This window comes from Paraglaciecola sp. MB-3u-78 (genome assembly GCF_002835935.1).
GTDB lineage: Bacteria > Pseudomonadota > Gammaproteobacteria > Enterobacterales > Alteromonadaceae > Paraglaciecola.
On record NZ_PJCF01000004.1, the window covers coordinates 421,296 to 439,051 of the forward strand.

Consider the following 17,756-nt stretch of genomic DNA (forward strand, 5'->3'; position numbering starts at 1 on the left):
TGTCAGACTTGCCTTAATATCACTTTAGTTATTAACCAATGAAGATTGACGGCATTGAAATCGACAGTGTGATCGATTCAACAAAAAAGTTGCTTACAGAGGATAAATCAATTTCGCCGGCCTTAAGAGCGGCAATTGAATTGATCATGCTGGTTGTGTCTTTGCTTGCTAATCGATTAGGACTAAATAGCCAAAACAGCAGTAAACCACCCTCCACAGATTTTGATAGAAAGAAGAATTCAAGGACTAAATCTGACAATCCGGCCGGCGGCCAGAAAGGGCGGGAGGGTAAAACGCTGAGCCCGTTCGAAGAGCCCGATGTAGTCAAGGATATTCCCGTAAACAGGGCGCTATTGCCTCCTGGGAAGTATCGTGATGCTGGCGTCCAGTGTCGTCAAGTGGTTGACATAGAAATATCACGCATGGTCACCGAATACAGAGCGCAAATACTGCTCAACGAAACAGGCAAGAAATTCACAGCTGAGTTTCCACAAGGTGTTAACAGTGCTATCCAATATGGCGATGGCATTAAAGCGCACGCGGTTTACCTGTCACAATATCAATTGCTGCCTTATAAACGTATTGAAGAGTATTTTTCCGATCAACTCAATATTCCGATCAGTGCGGGAACCTTGTTTAACTTCAATCAAAAAGCGTCAGATTTAATTGAGCAAACAGGTGCCGCGGATCGGATCAAAGCCGCACTACGAGCATCACCCGTGCTGCATGTTGATGAAACAGGCGTCAACATTAACGGCAAGCGGCGTTGGTTACATTGTGCCTCATCACTTACCTGGACGTATTTCCATGCCCACGATAAACGTGGGAAAGAGGCCATGGATGCGGCCGAGATACTGCCATGCTTTACGGGCATTCTGTGCCATGACCACTGGAAACCTTACTACAAATATATCCTATGTGAACATTCTCTGTGCAATGCCCATCATTTGAGAGAATTGGAAAGAGCGTGGGAGCAAGACAAGCAGAAATGGGCCAATGAAATGCGTGCACTGCTGACCAAGCTTTGTCAGGACGTGAAGGATAATGACGGTAAGTTAACGCCAGAGTCTGCCCGCGTCGCCAGAGAACAGTACCGTGAAATACTCTTTGAGGGTGATAAGGAGTGTCCGCCACCAAATGAGGAGGACCGACCAGCAGGACAACGGGGTCGTTTAAAACGAACCAAAGCGCGCGCCTTGCTTGAACGGCTCAGAGAATTTGAAAATGATGCGCTTAGATTTATCGAAATAAAAGATGTCCCCTTTACTAACAATCAAGGGGAAAACGATATTCGAATGACAAAAGTACATCAAAAAATATCGGGATGTTTCAGAAGTCAAAACGGTGCGGATATGTTTTGTTTGCTTCGCAGTTACATATCCAGTTGTCGCAAGCAAGATGTTTCAGCAAGTGAGGCGTTGCGACTATTGTTCAAGGGCAGGCTTCCTGACATCTTTTCATCTGCGCGACCTGAATAGTTACGTTTTTTCAACCTTAAATGGCCGTGAACAAGTATCTACCAGTGGCGACCGTTCCATTGAGTTTGATCAATATCCTTCAGAATTAATATCTTCTGCAGCGGTATATAAGTCGCCTAAGGCATCTTTAATTGAAGGCGGTGTAGCAGGAACCGTGGAATTGCGAACGGCTAATCCATTGAGTCTTGAAGGTGATTCTAAGCTGAGTATCAACGCTCGTGGCATGTTCAACGATCGCGCTGACGAAGTTGCTGATGCGAAAGAATTTGGTCATCGATTTAGTTTTTCCTATCAAACTAAATTTCTTGACGACACCTTAGGTTTAGCCCTGGGTTATGCACGTTTATTTCAACCCAGTGTCTCAACCCAATTTATTGGTCTTGCCTACAATGCCCAAGCCGATGTTGATGGTTTAGCCAACGATACAGACGGACCAGAAGACTGCCCTGAGTGTGAAAACATCAGCGAAGGTTTTGAAATGCAACATCAAGGTGGCGAAGAAACTCGCGACGGCTATATGGTGGCAATTGAATGGGCACCAGTTGATAACTTTACGCTTAAAACGGATATGTTTTTATCTCAGTTTGAGTCAGAAGAGTTTGCTCGTGGTTATCGTGTGAAATTGGGAGGGGCGCAGACTTCAATTACCAATCCTATTTTGTCTGGTAATGATGTTATCGGTGGCACCTTTAATCGTACTTCTGGTAGTTTTACCCGGGTTGAATTGGTTAACGATAACAACCAAGATTCAGATGAAGTGTTAAGTCTGGGCATTAACGCTGACTGGCAGGCGACAGACAATCTAAATTTGGCCTTTGATGTGAGTTATTCTAGGGCAACCAGTGATTTTAGAAATGGTTTATTGTGGTCATTGGTTGGTGAAGACGCCACAATAGCTAATCCGCAATTTGATGAAAACATCTCTCTTTCTTATTTATTGAATGGTTTGGATTTACCCGACCTAGCATTTAATCAGGCCGATGCATTTTCTGATTTAGATCGCGTTATGGTCAGTAAATATGGTATTTATCCCTTTGTTAATAAAGACGAGTCTACTGCTTATCGCTTTGATTCGAAGTATGAATTAGACAATGATTTTGTTTCTTCAGTGGAATTTGGCGTACGTTATTCTGAACGTGATTATTCCAATGACCGTTCTGTGTTTGAATATGGTAACGACTCGGCATTTTCTGTGAGTCAGCCTCCTTTAAGTTTAACTCCAGATATGCTGGAAATTGTTGATTGGAGTGGCGAATTTGGTTATTTTCCGTCTTATCCTTCCATCGACTTGAACTCTGCCCTTAATGCATGGTTTCCAGCCGGCATTCCGCAACCAGTGCAAACCTGGGGTACGGGACATCCTGGGGTCATAAATAGCCCAACAGGAGGCGAAGGCCCTAACACCGCTTGGTCTGTACAGGAAAGTGGTGATGTTTCAGAAACTGTCACCGCAGCCTACATTATGGCAAACCTGAATATGGAAATAGGTGATTTACCGATTACCGGTAACATTGGTATTCGCCGTATTGAAACTGAACAAAGTTCCACTGTTTTACAATTAGCCACCCAAAACATAGTGGACCCAGATACAGGTGAAGTGCTAGAAGTACGAGGTGATCCTAGTCTTGGCGCTCAATATATCGTTGACGAAGCGGGTTTAATCAATGATTATTTCAAACCTGATATTTTGACCGATAAATACACTGATTATTTACCGTCATTAAACTTAAATTTTAAACTAACCGATAATCAGCAGCTACGTTTTGCCGCAGCTAAAGTGATGGGGCGTGCACCTATTAACAGATTTGCTGCCAATTCTACTACCTCAATTCAAACAGTTACAGCCAGTCAAAACCCCGATACAGGAGCAATAACTTTATCCTCTCCTACAGCAAAATTAAGTGGTCAGAGTAAAAACAGCCCGTACTTAAGACCTTTCTATGCCAACCAGTATGACTTATCCTACGAGTATTACTTTACAGAAACTGATGGAGCATTTGTTGCTGCTCTTTTCTATAAAGATATCAAATCATTTATTGAAGATATTGCCCTTGACCCCTTTGACTTTAGTGGCAATGGATTTGTAGTACCTGATGATATTAATGTGGCTGTGTTTGTTGAGCCTGACGCGCCAGGCGATACACCGCTGGCTGCAGTGGATGTAAACGGTGACCCTTTGTTTGTCACTGTCCCCACCGAAAATGGCAAATACGAAACAGCAGTTAATAATGCTAAAGGCGGTTATATTCGTGGTTTGGAGTTAACTTACACGCAGATTTACGACTTTTTACCCGATGCTTGGTCAGGTTTGGGTGTTAGTGCCAGTTATTCATTTACTGAAAGTGAAATCACTCGCACCTTGAGTAGCTCTGTTTTTTCCACAGATTTACCCGGACTGTCGGAGAATGTGGCGCAATTTACAGTGTTTTGGGATTATCGAGGTTTTGAAACCCGTTTAAGTACTAGGTATCGTGATGCCTTTGTTTCTCAGCAGGTAGCGGTGAATGAACAGGTGGTTAACTTTGCTTCTGAAGTTGTTATGGACTACCAAGCTTCTTACAAAATTAATGAAAATCTTAGTGCGGTGTTCCAAATTAACAACCTCACAGATGAGCCCACCCGCAGTTACTTTGGTAAAGAAGACTTAACTGGCACCATTCAGTTCTTTGGTACCCAATACTTCTTAGGAGTAACGTATTCATTATGAAAAATTTAATCCTGCAAAAACTGAAAAAGTTACATTTCGCTAAGTTGGCATTACCGCCAACTCAGTCCTTTAGAACATCTAAAACATCGGAGTATGTACCTATGTTTAAACCCAATAAAACAGTTGGCTTGTTAATGCTAATGCTTAGTGCACTGTTTTTAAGCGCTTGTGGTGGATCAGATATTAAGTCTGGAACAAGTGAGTTATTAACCTGTAGTGTACCTAACGTTCCCAATTCAGCAGGAACCATGTGTGTTGCACCTCCGGCTTTCCCATGTGATGCACCAACTGTGGCAAACGAAACCAATGATGGTTGTGTTGTTGGCGCTGACCCGAGTGCGCCAGAGCCGGTGGCTAAACCGATAGAAGATCAAGCGGTACTCTATTTTAACCGCGCCGCAGTGGGTGCGGATAATTCTAGTGCTGACCCATCCTATGAAGGTTACAGGTTACATACTTGGAGCAATGACACTTGTAATGCTTATGCCGATTCTGATACTGATTGGGCAAATGGCCGTGTTCACAATGGTGTTGATCCAAATTATGGTGCTTATTGGATCCTTGATTTAAAACCGAACTATGCAGGTACTGAAGGCGCTTGTGGTAATTTTATTATTCACATTGGCACCGATGATGCGGGCAAAGAAATGGGGGGCGGTGACTTTAGGATGCCTTTATCTCAAGATGATCCTGACTTCACTCGTATGAACTTTACGTTCTCTGGAGTGGCGTCGGTTTTTGAATTTCCCATTACTTCACTAGGTGAACAGCCGGTTAAAATTGAAGGTCAGGCAGCCCATTGGTTAGACGTGAATACATTGGTCTGGGATATCGATCCTGCGACTTTAGGCAGCGTTAAATTACATTATTCTGCGGCAGCCGATTTAACAGTAGACTTAGAAACAGGTTTGAGTGGCACAGTTATGGCCTTAGAACAAATCGAACTGACAACTGAACAACAAGCGATTGCTCCGCATTTAGCTTCATTGCCAGCGTTTCAGGGTACTTGGACCGCAGAAGATGCAAAACAAGTAGTCAAAACACAAGCCGTTTTAGCCGCTTATGATGCTGAAGATAAACTCAACAGCGCCACGGGCATTCAACTTGCCAATGGTCTAGACCAATTGTATACCGCAGGTCAAAGTGACGCCGATGAAGCGCAACTTGGGCCCATTTACAATGAAGACGGTACTATCACTGCCGCCCTTTGGGCTCCCACCTCTCAAGATGTTAAGTTGAAACTGTTTAACACCGATAAAACCTTAGCCTCTACCCATGACATGGTATTTGATGATGTCACTGGTATATGGTCATACACAGGGGGCAGTGAGTTAGACCGTGCTTTGTATCGATTTGAAGTAACGGTTTATCATGCAAAGGCAGAAGGCTTACAGGTGTTAAACGTGACCGACCCGTATTCGGTGAGTTTATCTACTAACAGTCGTTTCTCACAATTCGTTAATCTGAATGATGAAGATTTGAAGCCTGAAGGTTGGGATGCTCATATTATCCCCACTATTAATAACTTTGAAGATGCTGTTATTTATGAAGGTCATATTCGTGATTTCAGTGTACGTGATGCAAGTACCACAGTGGCTAATCGTGGTAAATATATGGCTTTCACAGAAGAAGACAGTGCCCCTGTACAGCATCTTAAAACGTTGGCTGGCAAAGGGTTAACCCACTTCCATATGTTGCCTGCCAATGATATTGCTACCATTGAAGAAGATCAGAGCAAAATTGTCGACATGAGCAGTACCTTAGATGACTTATGTAAGTTAAATAAGGATGCTGAAATTTGTGATGACGCTTCCATCTCATCTTCAACAGTATTAGGTGAGTTGTTTGCCAGTTATGACCCAATTTCTGAAGCGGGTAAAGCTCAAGCACTTGCTCAAGCTATGCGCGGTATTGACCAATTTAATTGGGGTTATGACCCTTACCATTTCAATGTGCCAGAGGGGAGTTATGCTTCTGATCCAGAGGGTGTGACGCGTATCAAAGAAATGCGCGCTATGAACCAAGCTTTACATACAATGGGCTTACGTGTGGCACTAGATGTTGTCTATAACCATACTAATGCCTCTGAGTTAAATGGTAAGTCTGTATTGGATAAAGTGGTTCCTGGTTATTACCACAGATATGAAACAGATTCTGGCGCTATAGTCCGTGAAACCTGCTGTGACGATACCGAACCTCGTAATGCCATGATGGAAAAACTAATGAAAGACTCATTAGTGTTGTGGACCACTCAGTATAAGTTTGATTCATTCCGCTTTGACATTATGAGTCAAGCGACCAAAACCACTATGGTTGAACTGCATGATGCTATTACCATGTATGATGAAGATAACTACTTCTATGGTGAAGGTTGGACCAAACAAGATCGTGGTTACGAACAAGCCACTCAGGTGAACATGGCAGGCACTGAAATTGGTACCTTTAACGACCGTATTCGTGAAGCAGTTCGCCAAGGTCAAATATTCAGTAAAGAGCCAAGTGATGCTGCTTTGTCTGCTCAAGATCGAGTGAAAATGAGTTTGGCCGGCACATTAGCTGATTTTATATTGGAAGATTTCAACGGTGTGGCATCTACCACTAGTAGCATCGGTGGTTATGCCAAAGACCCAGCTGACATTATTAACTACGTGTCTAAGCATGATAACGAAACCTTATGGGATCAATTCAATTATGTGTTGCCTGCGGACTTAACCCTAGCCCAGCGTGTACGCGCACAAAATGTGGCTGCCACTATTCCATTAATGGCACAGGGTATTCCCTTCTTCCAGCTTGGCGGAGACTTGCTTCGTTCAAAATCGATGGACCGAAATACCTATGACTCCGGCGATTGGTTCAGCTATGTGGATTTCACCAAGGAAACCAACAACTGGAATGTAGGGCTACCTCTAGCTGAAGATAACCAAGCTAAATGGTCAGAGATTGGCTTGTTTATGAATAGCCCTGAACGTGCAGCGAGTATGAGCGAAATTGAATTTGCCTCAGAAGTGTTCAATGAAATGTTGAGCATTCGTAGCGAGTCCTCTCTATTCCGTTTAACCACTGGTGCTGACATTATTGACCGTATTGGTTTCCATAATATTGGTAAACGCCAAATCCAAGGTTTAATTGTCATGAGTATTGATGACGGTTTGTCTGCTGATGTTGACATGCCCCGTGCTGATTTAGACCCTATGACAGATGCCGTAGTGGTAATCGTTAACTCAAGTTATGAAGAACAATCCCATGTTGTGCCAACAGCAGCAGGCTTTGAGTTACACATGACACAAGCATCGTCTGTTGATCCAACTGTACGCGGGTCCTTCTTTACCGCCGGTGATGGCGAAGGAACCTTTACCGTGCCCGCATTAACCACTGCTGTATTTGTTAAACCACAAATGGGCGAACAAGGTATGGGTTTATCTGCTTATGCCACATCAGGCGCTCCTGACGTTGTACCTTACGGCAGCACAACAGTGTTTGTTCGTGGTGGCATGAACGATTGGGGTGAAGGAAACCCAATGATCTATAAGGGTGATGGTGTTTACGAATCCGTTATCACTGTTGCTGCGGGTGCATATGAGTTTAAAGTTGCATCATCTGATTGGTCTACTGTCGATTTTGGTTCAGCCGATCAAATAGTTGAACTGGGCACTGACAAAGAGTTGAATCGTGGTGGTTCAAACCTAATGCTAACGCTTACTGAAGAAGCGACACTGCAATTCAGTGTGGACGCCAGTGATACAGAAGCGCCTATAATCAACGTAGATTTTGAAGAGCCTTTCTTCGGCACTACTGTATTTGTGCGTGGTGGCATGAATGATTGGGGTGAAGGTAATCCAATGGATTATGCAGTAGGTGGTCAATACACTGCTACTTTAGATGTGACAGCTGGCTCCTATGAGTTCAAAGTGGCCTCCTCGGATTGGTCCACGGTCGATTATGGCTCTGCTGACCCTGATACCAGCACTGTAGTCGGAGTAGGTAAAGATGTGGCAGTGGGTGGCAACAATCTCGCCATCGACTTTGATGTCGATGGTAGTTATACCTTCTTGTTCGATGCCTCTGATTTAACCGCACCTACAGTGTCAGTGTTTAATGCCCAGATGTTTGGTGATACCACAGTGTTTATCCGTGGTGGCATGAATGGTTGGGGCGAGACCGATGCGTTAACCTACGATGGCAATGGAGTGTATTCTGCACAACTAGACATTGATGCAGGAAGTTATGAGTTTAAGGTGGCGTCGTCCGATTGGTCTACGGTTAACCTTGGTGGCAGTGGTGATGATACGGCAACCAGTGTTGATGTACCCAAAGCCATAGTGGCTGAAGGTAACAATTTGGTGATTGATATTCTGACTACCAGCACTTACAAATTTACAGTTGTAGGCCCTGACCCGTCTGCGCCCAAAGTAACAGTGAGTGAAGTGACACCTTAATAGTGTCAGTTGAATAAAACTCTAGCCGCTCCCTATGGAGCGGCTTTTTTTTTCGAAACATCGGTTAAGCTAGTGAAGCATGACTATTTAAATAGGCGTTAAGGTGACAGTAAATAATCCAAACACAAAAAAAATTGTGATTCTCGGTGGTGGAACTGCTGGTTGGATGGCAGCAAACTTACTGCATCACTATTTGGCCCAATATGGTTTTACTATTAGTTTGATAGAATCGCCTGATATTCCGACCGTAGGGGTAGGAGAGGGCTCCACACCACAATTAAGGCAGTTTTTTAAAACCTTAGGCATAGCAGAGCAAGACTGGATGCCGGCATGTAATGCCACTTATAAAAATGGCATCAGTTTTGTGAACTGGTCTGAAAAACCAGGTTTTGATGAATATTTCCATGCTTTCCCATCGGCGCCAGACCGACAAACCGCGGCAGGATTTTTACAAAACTGTATGTCCAGACGACGTGGATTTAATGTAGACGCACACCCTAATCGATATTTTTTATCGGCGACCTTGGCACAACAAGCTTTGTCACCTAAACCCAAAGGCCAAGCAACAGTTGCGATTAATTATGCTTATCATTTTGATTCGGTGTTATTGGGAAAATATTTGGCTAAGATTGCCATCAATAGCGGTGTTAATTATATACAAGCTAGATGTGACAAATGCCACAATCATGCCAATGGCGAAATAAAGAGTGTTGAACTTCATACTGGTGAACAAATAGAAGGTCAGTTATTTATCGATTGTTCTGGCTTTCGTTCGGTTTTATTACAACAACATTTGGCGGTGAAATTTAACAGTTATCAAGATTCATTATTCAACGATAGCGCTATTGCCATGCCTAGTAACAGTGAACATGTTATCCAGTCACAAACTCTATCCACTGCATTATCGAATGGTTGGGCTTGGAAAATTCCTCTGACTAATCGAATTGGTAATGGTTATGTTTATAGCTCTCAATTTATCAGCGCTGATGAAGCGGAACAAGAATTACGCACTAAGCTGGGCTTGTTAGACCATGCCGATAGCGCTAAACATTTGTCCATGAAGATTGGTAGGGTGCAACAACACTGGGCGAAAAATTGTTTGGCAGTGGGATTATCCCAAGGATTTATCGAACCTTTAGAAGCTACTGCTTTACATCTGGTGCAAGAAACCATTGAAAGTTTTGTGAGTGCTTTTAGTGCAGGCAGGTTTACTCAGCAACATCAACAGCAATTCAACCAAAGGTTAAACGCTAGATTTGATGGCATACGTGATTACATTGTCTGTCATTATAAAATCAACAGCCGAGATGGCAATGAGTATTGGCGAGCTAACCGACACAATTCGAATATCTCCGACAGCCTACAGAATATTTTGCAATGTTGGGATCAAGGTGGCGATATCACAACAGAAATTAACCGCCAACAAATCGCAGGTTATTATCCCGCGGTGTCCTGGCATTGTTTGTTAGCTGGTTATGGGCGTTTTCCAGAAATGCACACAGCACAGCGCCAGACCACAACAACAGATGACAATTTGCAACTCATCGATGGATTTATCCAAGAATGTGCCAACAATTTTCAGCCACATGCCAGCGCTTTAAAGTTTGGCTCAAACTAATTTAGTATTTTATGGAACGTTCTTTATGTCTTCTTCTGTTCGAGTACCTGTTTTTACTGGTTTATTACTCGGTATTTCGATTATTTTGTTGGCCTGTCAGCCTCAGCCCCTGATGCAAAAAGCGGCAAACAGCTGTGATCCAGATACCAGTTGCGCTGAAGAATTATTACTGCATGTGCCTTCACCTCAGTGGCAAGATCAAATCGTCTATTTTTTGATGATCGATAGGTTTTCCGACGGTAATCCATCTAACAATGACCAAGGCGTCGGGGAGTTTGATCCCTCTAAAGAAAGTCACTATAGCGGCGGTGATTTAAATGGCATTATTAACCGACTCGACTACATTAAAAATTTAGGTGCAACAGCCGTGTGGACCACACCTCAAGTGGCCAATCAGTGGTGGGATCCGTTGGTGAATTACAGTGGTTACCACGGTTATTGGGCCCGGGATTTTAAATCTGTGGATGAGCACTATGGCAGCTTGCTGGATTATCAAAAATTATCCAGTGCATTACACAATAATGGCATGTATTTGATCCAAGATGTGGTGGTGAATCACACCGGTAATTTTTTCTCCTATCAAGGCGACTACGATCAAGATGATCCCACGCAAAACATCGTTTTTAATCACCACTCTAAGCCCAGCAACAGGCCGACACAATTTCCATTTAATCAAAATGATGTGACCAATCCCGAGCATAGAGCGGCCAATATATTTAACTGGACTCCTAACATTCAGGATTTTTCGATACATAAGCAAGAAACCACTTACCAAACTTCGGATTTGGATGACCTCAATACGCAAAATCCAGTCGTGCGAAAAGCTCTAAAAGATGCGTTCGGTTTTTGGATAAAAGAAGCGGGTGTTGATGCTGTGCGAATTGACACCGCTAAGTATGTTGAGAAGGAGTTTTACGAAGATTTTTTGCATGCAGAAGATGGACTAGAAGCGATTGCGGAACAAACAGGCAGAGATCATTTTTTAAGTTTCGGTGAGATTTACCAGACGTCTGATCCGCTTAGTGATAATGGTGAACGTAAAATTAATCAGTATGTTAGTGATGATTCTGCGCAAAGAATGACGTCAGCGATAGGTTTTCCGCTATATAAAGACATCAGTAGAGTGTTTGCTGGTAGTGCGCCAACTTCATACCTATCCTATCGTTTGATGGCACAAATGCGCAGTTTTAAAAATCCATATTTAGTTAGCAACTTTATCGACAATCATGATGTTGAGCGTTTTCTTGCATCAGGTAACATCAATGGCTTTAAACAGGCCTACGCACTGATGATGACTGTGCCTGGTATTCCGACCATTTATCAGGGAGATGAACAAGCATTTCTAAACAGCCGCAGAGCCATGTTTGCAGGAGGTTATCTTAGCGCTCAAGATCAGTTTAATCAGCAGTCTGATATGTACCTGTTTATTCAGAAATTAGCCTCACTGCGACAAGCACATAAAGTGTTTAGTCGTGGCAGCATAGAAATACTCAAAGATAATTCTACAGGGGCGGGGGTGTTAGCATACAAAAGGCAGTATGCCGGGCAGGTCGCCTATATTTTGTTTAATACCGCAAAACAGTCGGTACTGCTGAATTCACTACAAACAGAATTTACTGAAAACAATCCGCCACAACTGCTGGCCAGCCAAAATTTACCAACAGACTTAACTTTTGCTGCGGATGGTTCAATGACTGTCGTTTTGCCAGCCCAGTCATTTGGCATATTTTTGGGCAAGACTCAGACCATAAACAAATATTCAGAAATTTTTCCGAGTGTAATCAGTGTACAAAAGATACAAACAGTGTATGTGCAACAAACCCATGCAGTTGTTGCCGGTAAAGTCTCAGATCCAAACGCAAAATTATTAAGGGTAATAGACGGAAAAGTAGGTGATGCACAAGCATTTGTAGCGGATCAATTCGGCAATTGGCAAGTTGAATTGCCGGTAAATGATTTGGGTGAACATCGTCATTCTCTGGACATATTTTGGCCTGAAAAAAACAAAGTATCGGCCACTCATTTTTATAACACACGCTCAACAGTGATTGAACACCAGGCAATAACATCAGACCCTCAGGGAGATGACACTGGCCCTACGGGTCGCTACATCAAACCGTTGGATGAAAGTATTGGCTGTCAAATGGACATCACCGAAGTTGAGGCTCGAGCAGGCGGGTCGGTTATGGAGCTAGATATTAAAATGTGTGACATTTCCAATTTGTGGTCTCCCCCTAATGGGTTTGACCATGTGTCTTTTACAATATTTTTTGACTTAAAAAACAGACAAGGCATAAGTGAACTGCCGTTAATTGGTGGCCATTATCCTAACCAGCAAAAGTGGGATTTGGCACATATGGCATTTGGTTGGGCAAGTTATTTATATTGGTCAGATGATGCAACCCGCCATAATGAGGGCGAAAAGCCTGGGATCGCTCCGGAAATTGAGATTGACAAGCACAACAATTCTATTCGGTTTATCTACCAGGGAAGTGATTTTGGAGTGCAGGATTGGGACGGAGTTTCTATTTACATTACGACTTGGGATAAAAGTGGGGAAGGTAATTATCGAGACCTATCGGCAAAAGAAGCGCTATGGGCTTTTGGTGGCGCAGGTTCTAATGAGCCAAAAATCCTTGATGATGTATTAATAAAATTGCACCCATATACCCAGGACTCCTCAGAATGACGCATTTAGCAGACGTTTAAACAGGTTTAGCTAAGCAGACTATTTCCGATTGAGAGAATCTCCTTTTCAACTTATTCGACCAAAATTAAATGTTTTTACTGTTAGATTGTTAAGGAAAATAACACTATGGATAAATTTGTCACAATATTATTACTTTTGTTTTTTACAACGGGGCTTTTTGCTGGAGATGATAAATCGCCGATTATACCGAATGTAAGCAAAGGAGAAATCGTTCATTACACTCAGTTCCCTTCTCAGTATGTAACTGCGCGGGATATAAACGTCTGGTTGCCCGAGGGGTATTCACCAGAGCAACAATATGACGTTCTGTATATGCACGATGGAGGTATGTTGTTCGATAAGGAACTATCCTGGAATGAACAGTCGTGGGAAGTTGATGAAGTGGCCGGAGCACTGCTTAGTTCAGGCAAAGTAACTGCATTTATAGTGGTTGGCATTTCAAATGGAGGTGCGCTTCGTCACAGTGATTATTTTCCACAAAAACCTTGGGAAACATTGAGCTTGTTGCAGCAAGAAAAACTTTATAACAGTAAGCGAGAGGGCGGAGGAGACATTTTTGAAGCCGCTGTGGCTTCTGATAAATATTTGAAATTTTTGGTTAAGGAACTAAAACCACTAATTGAACAGCAGTTTTCCGTTAATACAGGGCCTGAACACACCTTCGTTATGGGTTCTAGTATGGGGGGCCTGATATCCATTTATGCAATCAGCGAATACCCAGATGTTTTTGGTGGTGCGGCCTGTTTGTCGACCCATTGGCCAGGCATTTTTAATTTGCATGATAATCCGATACCTGAAGCTTTCTATGCTTATCTTAGAGAACATCTGCCTAACCCAGAAACGCATAAAATCTATTTTGATTTCGGCACTGAAACACTCGATGCAATGTATGCCCCGTTACAGGCAAAAGTCGATGCGATTATGCGAGACAAAGGTTTTGATGCAACAAACTGGAAAACCAAACACTTTGAAGGTGCGGCACATACTGAGTCTGCCTGGCAGCAGAGATTGCACATTCCATTACAATTTTTATTTGAAAAGAAATGAATACTACTGGCCTTAGTTTACTTTAATTTATCTAATTGCAGTTGCCATTGCCGGGCTAATTCCGGTTGTTTATTGGCTCGATAAGCGGCGATTAAAGAACGCGCTAATATTTTGGAATCGGGATTAACTTTGTGTGCCCGTAAATAATAATGGATGGATAAGTGAGGTAGTCGTTTATTTCGAAATAAGTTGCCTGTCATTTGGTTTAATATAGGGTCGTGAGGTAATGCATCTGCCAGTAATTGTGTCGACTTTAGGACCATTTCTGCATTTTTTTCCTGCTGATAACCTTTTAGCGCAAGTTTCATCATAGTCACCCAATCAATCTGTTTTAGAAAGTACTCTTTGCCTAATGATTGTTGCCAGTCTTCTGGTTGAGGTAATGTCAGGGTTTTAGGGGTATCGGTAAAAGGGAAGTCACCCATGAGCTGCAATATTTTAGCAAAACCATTGTATTCCTCAGAGGGAAGAATAGGGCGATTTTGCCAAGCTTTTTCAATACGCACAGTATACCAGTCAAGCAATTTTGAATGCTGTTTTATTGCGTTATAAAAGGTATCGGCCAGTAAAAAGTAGCCCTGTAAGTTGGGATGTAAATGTTCGAGCATTAGATTATTGCCAATCAAACCATGTTTTGAACTCTTAGCCAAACGCCCAGCTACATCCACCAAGGTCACATTTTGTTGGCTCTTAGCATATTTACGAATAATGTTATTGATTGCTTCAGGTGCACGAAAACGTAATAAATCCAATTCTTTAGCCTGGTTGTAGTGATAATAAGCAGAGCTAAAATCACCCATTAAATAATATCTATTGGCCAATTCAAATTGGGCTAAGGCATTGTTATTCAGGCTTTTAGCTTGGCTCATTTTAGACAATTGCGCTGTCACTTTGTCGTTTTGTTTAGTTTGAATGAGCTGGTCTAACAAACTCAAATCTCGACTAAAATCATCGGACAAATCAGGACTTGCAAAAGGGGGTTGATCTTTTAGATTGCTAGCAATAGTAGCGAGGTAAACGGGCACATTGGCTGCGGTATATTTGTCTAACACTAAGCGTAAATTAGTATCGAATTGTTGCACTCCGGCTGCAAACATATTCGAGTTCAGGGGGATATTTTTGTGTTTGGCTACCTTTGCCATAAAGGTTCTAGAATCTTTGAAGTTGGTTTTGTCTTTTGGCTGTTGAAAATAACTATAGGTATTTTGCATCAGTTGAAATAAACGCAACTCTTTGAGTTTTAGGAACAGTAAGGTGCTGGCCTGAGAACTTGCAGCAGTATAATTTGAGCCAACCCCCATAATGCCTAGATATTCGTTGTGACCCATATAAATCAGAACCGCATCAGGTTGTTGTGCAATTATTTCATCGGCTAAGTCTAAAACAGTATAGGAGTTGACTGCTGACAAGGCGGTATTGACCACTTCTACATAATGATAGGGCAAAGTGCTTTTTAATCGGTTGTCCAACATACCGGCTAAAGACGCACCTAATCCGTACGGGAAACCGGCAGCCGTTGAGCCGCCCTGCACAAATACCCGATAACCGTTTTTGGGTTTTTCTTTGAGCAGAAAGTTAGCCTCCATGGTCACACTGGGTATGAGGCTGTTATCAGAAAAGTAACGCCTGACAATATCAGGTCGGGGTAAAATGTACTCAGTGTTAGCAGGGTTAGCAATAAATAACGGTAGGTTACGGCCATAATCTGCTATACGTAACCCTAGTTCAAATAGCACAAAAAACAGTATCGGTATGCTCAGAGCAATCAGCCAATACAGTGGTGTGTTGTGGCGTTTTTTGATGTTACTTGTTGGCATTTAACTGTTCCAAGTAAAAAGTAGCTTTAGGGTGACCTGGTTGCAATTTCAACACTGCTTTAAGTTCGGCAATGGCTTCATCATCTCGTTTTAAGTTGTAGAGTATTTGCGCAAAATTTAATTTGTAAGGAATATTTTCTGGCATTAAATTAACCGCTTGTTTGGCATAATAATAGGCCAAAGACATATCTTGTATGTCCACATAAAGGCGCCGAGCAACATCAGCAATTTGTGCATTGTGTACTAATGCATCAAATAATATGCCTGCCACTTTAGCTGCCTCTGCGGTTTTATTTTTGCTTTGATAATGACTCAACATTTTTTGTTGAATCGCTAGCCAAGGCTCACCATTAATACGTTTTAATGTCATAGCGCTTTCAAAATTTTGGTTTTTAATCGGTACTACTTTTTGTGGGGTAGAAGTAAAAGGGTAATCAGCGGTGAGATTAGCAATTTTAAATTGGGCGTATAGTTGGTCAACTTGGGTTAAAGGAATATCTTGCCAAGCTTGTTGATGGGTCACCAACAAAGGAGAGCCCAGCAGTTGTTGCTGGACTATCGATTTTATAAAGGCTTCTGCTAGTAAAAAATAACCTTGTTTATTCGGGTGTAGATGTTCAAACATCACTTGATTACCAATTAATCCCGATTGGGTGTGTTCACGGATAAATGTCTGAGCATCAACCCAACTTGCTTGATATTGATGACTTAACTGACGAATGATCTGGTTAAATTCACTGGGGGCTCTAAAACGCAATAAATCTAGATCACTGGCTCGGATGAAATGTTCTTTTGCCTGTGAAATTTGACCTACATTAAGGAAACTTTTTGCTAGTAAATAATGGGCATCTGCTGAATTAGGGTATAGGTTGATAGCGGTTTTACCCAGTATGATGGATTGTTTAAATTGACCAGATTTAAAGACCTTTTGCAGTGCAGATACATCGGCATTTTTTTCAGATGCAAAAGGAGCTTGTCCCACTTCATTGGCTGCAAGTGAACTGATCAAAACTTTGATATTGGCATTCTGGTAGTCACTCAATATACTGCGCAGATTGTCTTCAAACTGACTGATACCAGCTTGATACAGTGGACTACTCATAGCGATATTTTTTTCTTTTGCTACCTTAGCCATTAAACTTTGGGATTGACCAGCGCCTTGGTTTTCAAACTCTTCAGCTTGGGGATCGAACATGGCGTAATACAATTGTTGGATTAATTGAAAAACTCGCACTTCTTTGAGAGCTAAAAATAGCAGATTAGCTAAATGCCCTCCATTACTGGCATACACTGAGCCCACACCCATAACACCTAAGTATTCATTGTGACCCGCATAAATTAACACTAAATCAGGCTGTATTTTGATGATTTCCCTTACCGTATCCCTAAGGGTATAACTGTTAACACTGGCCATAGCGGTAGAAATTATTTCAATATTTTTATCTGGGTATAACCGCTTAAATCTCTGCTGTAACATACCAGTGAGGGAGCCAAAACGTCCATAGGGAAACCCTGCAGCAGTTGATCCTCCTTGGATCACTATTCGAAAACTGTCTTGTGGTTTTTGTTGTTTGAATAATACGGTATCAGGGCTGACATCAGGAGCCAGTTGTGGCTTGTGAAAATATCGTTTAATGAGGTTAGGGTTAGGCTGTAGATAACCGCTTATTCCTTGAGCCTCAATAAATAGTGGATAACTGTAACCATAACCTGCGGCACGTAAACTGGCTTCTGTTAAACCCAATAAAATAAATGGAAACAACAGCAAAATAACATAAAATATTTTAGGCGGTTGTACTTGGCTGTGTTTATCATTACGTTTTGTAGTCATGTTCGAGCTTTTTTGATTGGCAAATATTTACAGTGTTCTGATGCATACTATATCGACAATTTTTCAATTCGGATATTCTGTAGGGCATGTAATTGTCTTATGCAATCGTATT

At 42.1% G+C, this 17,756-nt stretch carries 8 protein-coding genes; 6 read left to right on the forward strand and 2 right to left on the reverse strand.

Annotation, left to right across the window (positions count from 1 at the left end):
* Positions 1 to 38 precede the first annotated feature (38 nt).
* The 6 genes from CXF95_RS08670 to CXF95_RS08695 all read left to right on the forward strand — a co-directional run bounded on the left by CXF95_RS08670 (position 39) and on the right by CXF95_RS08695 (position 13,996).
* Positions 39 to 1,478: an IS66 family transposase gene (locus CXF95_RS08670; RefSeq protein ID WP_101197042.1), complete on the forward strand. Its 1,440-nt coding sequence runs from the start codon at positions 39 to 41 to the stop codon at positions 1,476 to 1,478.
* Positions 1,399 to 4,185, forward strand: a complete 2,787-nt coding sequence (locus CXF95_RS08675) for a TonB-dependent receptor (RefSeq protein WP_232787732.1) — start codon at positions 1,399 to 1,401, stop codon at positions 4,183 to 4,185. Before CXF95_RS08670 ends, CXF95_RS08675 begins: the two co-directional genes overlap by 80 nt.
* A 101-nt stretch (positions 4,186 to 4,286) precedes the next feature.
* Positions 4,287 to 8,621, forward strand: coding sequence for a pullulanase-type alpha-1,6-glucosidase (gene pulA, locus CXF95_RS08680; protein ID WP_101198751.1), 4,335 nt, complete (start codon positions 4,287 to 4,289; stop codon positions 8,619 to 8,621).
* A 103-nt stretch (positions 8,622 to 8,724) separates the two neighbouring features.
* Positions 8,725 to 10,239, forward strand: coding sequence for a tryptophan halogenase family protein (locus CXF95_RS08685; RefSeq protein ID WP_232787733.1), 1,515 nt, complete (start codon positions 8,725 to 8,727; stop codon positions 10,237 to 10,239).
* Positions 10,240 to 10,264: 25 nt separating this feature from the next.
* Entirely contained in the window at positions 10,265 to 12,928 is a 2,664-nt protein-coding gene (locus CXF95_RS08690) for an alpha-amylase family glycosyl hydrolase (protein WP_101198303.1), read from the forward strand.
* Between the two features lie 126 nt (positions 12,929 to 13,054).
* Entirely contained in the window at positions 13,055 to 13,996 is a 942-nt protein-coding gene (locus CXF95_RS08695; protein ID WP_101198304.1) for an alpha/beta hydrolase, read from the forward strand.
* Between the two features lie 17 nt (positions 13,997 to 14,013).
* On the opposite strand, the gene CXF95_RS08700 is transcribed toward CXF95_RS08695, so the two are convergent.
* Positions 14,014 to 15,813 (reverse strand): hypothetical protein, encoded by a 1,800-nt coding sequence (locus tag CXF95_RS08700; RefSeq protein ID WP_101198305.1) that lies wholly within the window; start codon positions 15,811 to 15,813, stop codon positions 14,014 to 14,016.
* Positions 15,800 to 17,644 (reverse strand): hypothetical protein, encoded by a 1,845-nt coding sequence (locus CXF95_RS08705; RefSeq protein WP_101198306.1) that lies wholly within the window; start codon positions 17,642 to 17,644, stop codon positions 15,800 to 15,802. The genes CXF95_RS08700 and CXF95_RS08705 overlap by 14 nt, the downstream gene beginning before the upstream one ends.
* Between the last annotated feature and the right edge of the window lie 112 nt (positions 17,645 to 17,756).

What these genes read in the sequence shown, in the direction of transcription:
- CXF95_RS08700 (WP_101198305.1), bottom strand. Translation starts at nt 15,813, where the DNA reads ATGCCAACAAGTAACATCAAAAAACGCCACAACACACCACTGTATTGG.
- CXF95_RS08670 (WP_101197042.1), top strand. Translation starts at nt 39, where the DNA reads ATGAAGATTGACGGCATTGAAATCGACAGTGTGATCGATTCAACAAAA.
- CXF95_RS08695 (WP_101198304.1), top strand. Translation starts at nt 13,055, where the DNA reads ATGGATAAATTTGTCACAATATTATTACTTTTGTTTTTTACAACGGGG.
- CXF95_RS08675 (WP_232787732.1), top strand. Translation starts at nt 1,399, where the DNA reads ATGTTTCAGCAAGTGAGGCGTTGCGACTATTGTTCAAGGGCAGGCTTC.
- CXF95_RS08705 (WP_101198306.1), bottom strand. Translation starts at nt 17,644, where the DNA reads ATGACTACAAAACGTAATGATAAACACAGCCAAGTACAACCGCCTAAA.
- pulA (WP_101198751.1), top strand. Translation starts at nt 4,287, where the DNA reads ATGTTTAAACCCAATAAAACAGTTGGCTTGTTAATGCTAATGCTTAGT.
- CXF95_RS08690 (WP_101198303.1), top strand. Translation starts at nt 10,265, where the DNA reads ATGTCTTCTTCTGTTCGAGTACCTGTTTTTACTGGTTTATTACTCGGT.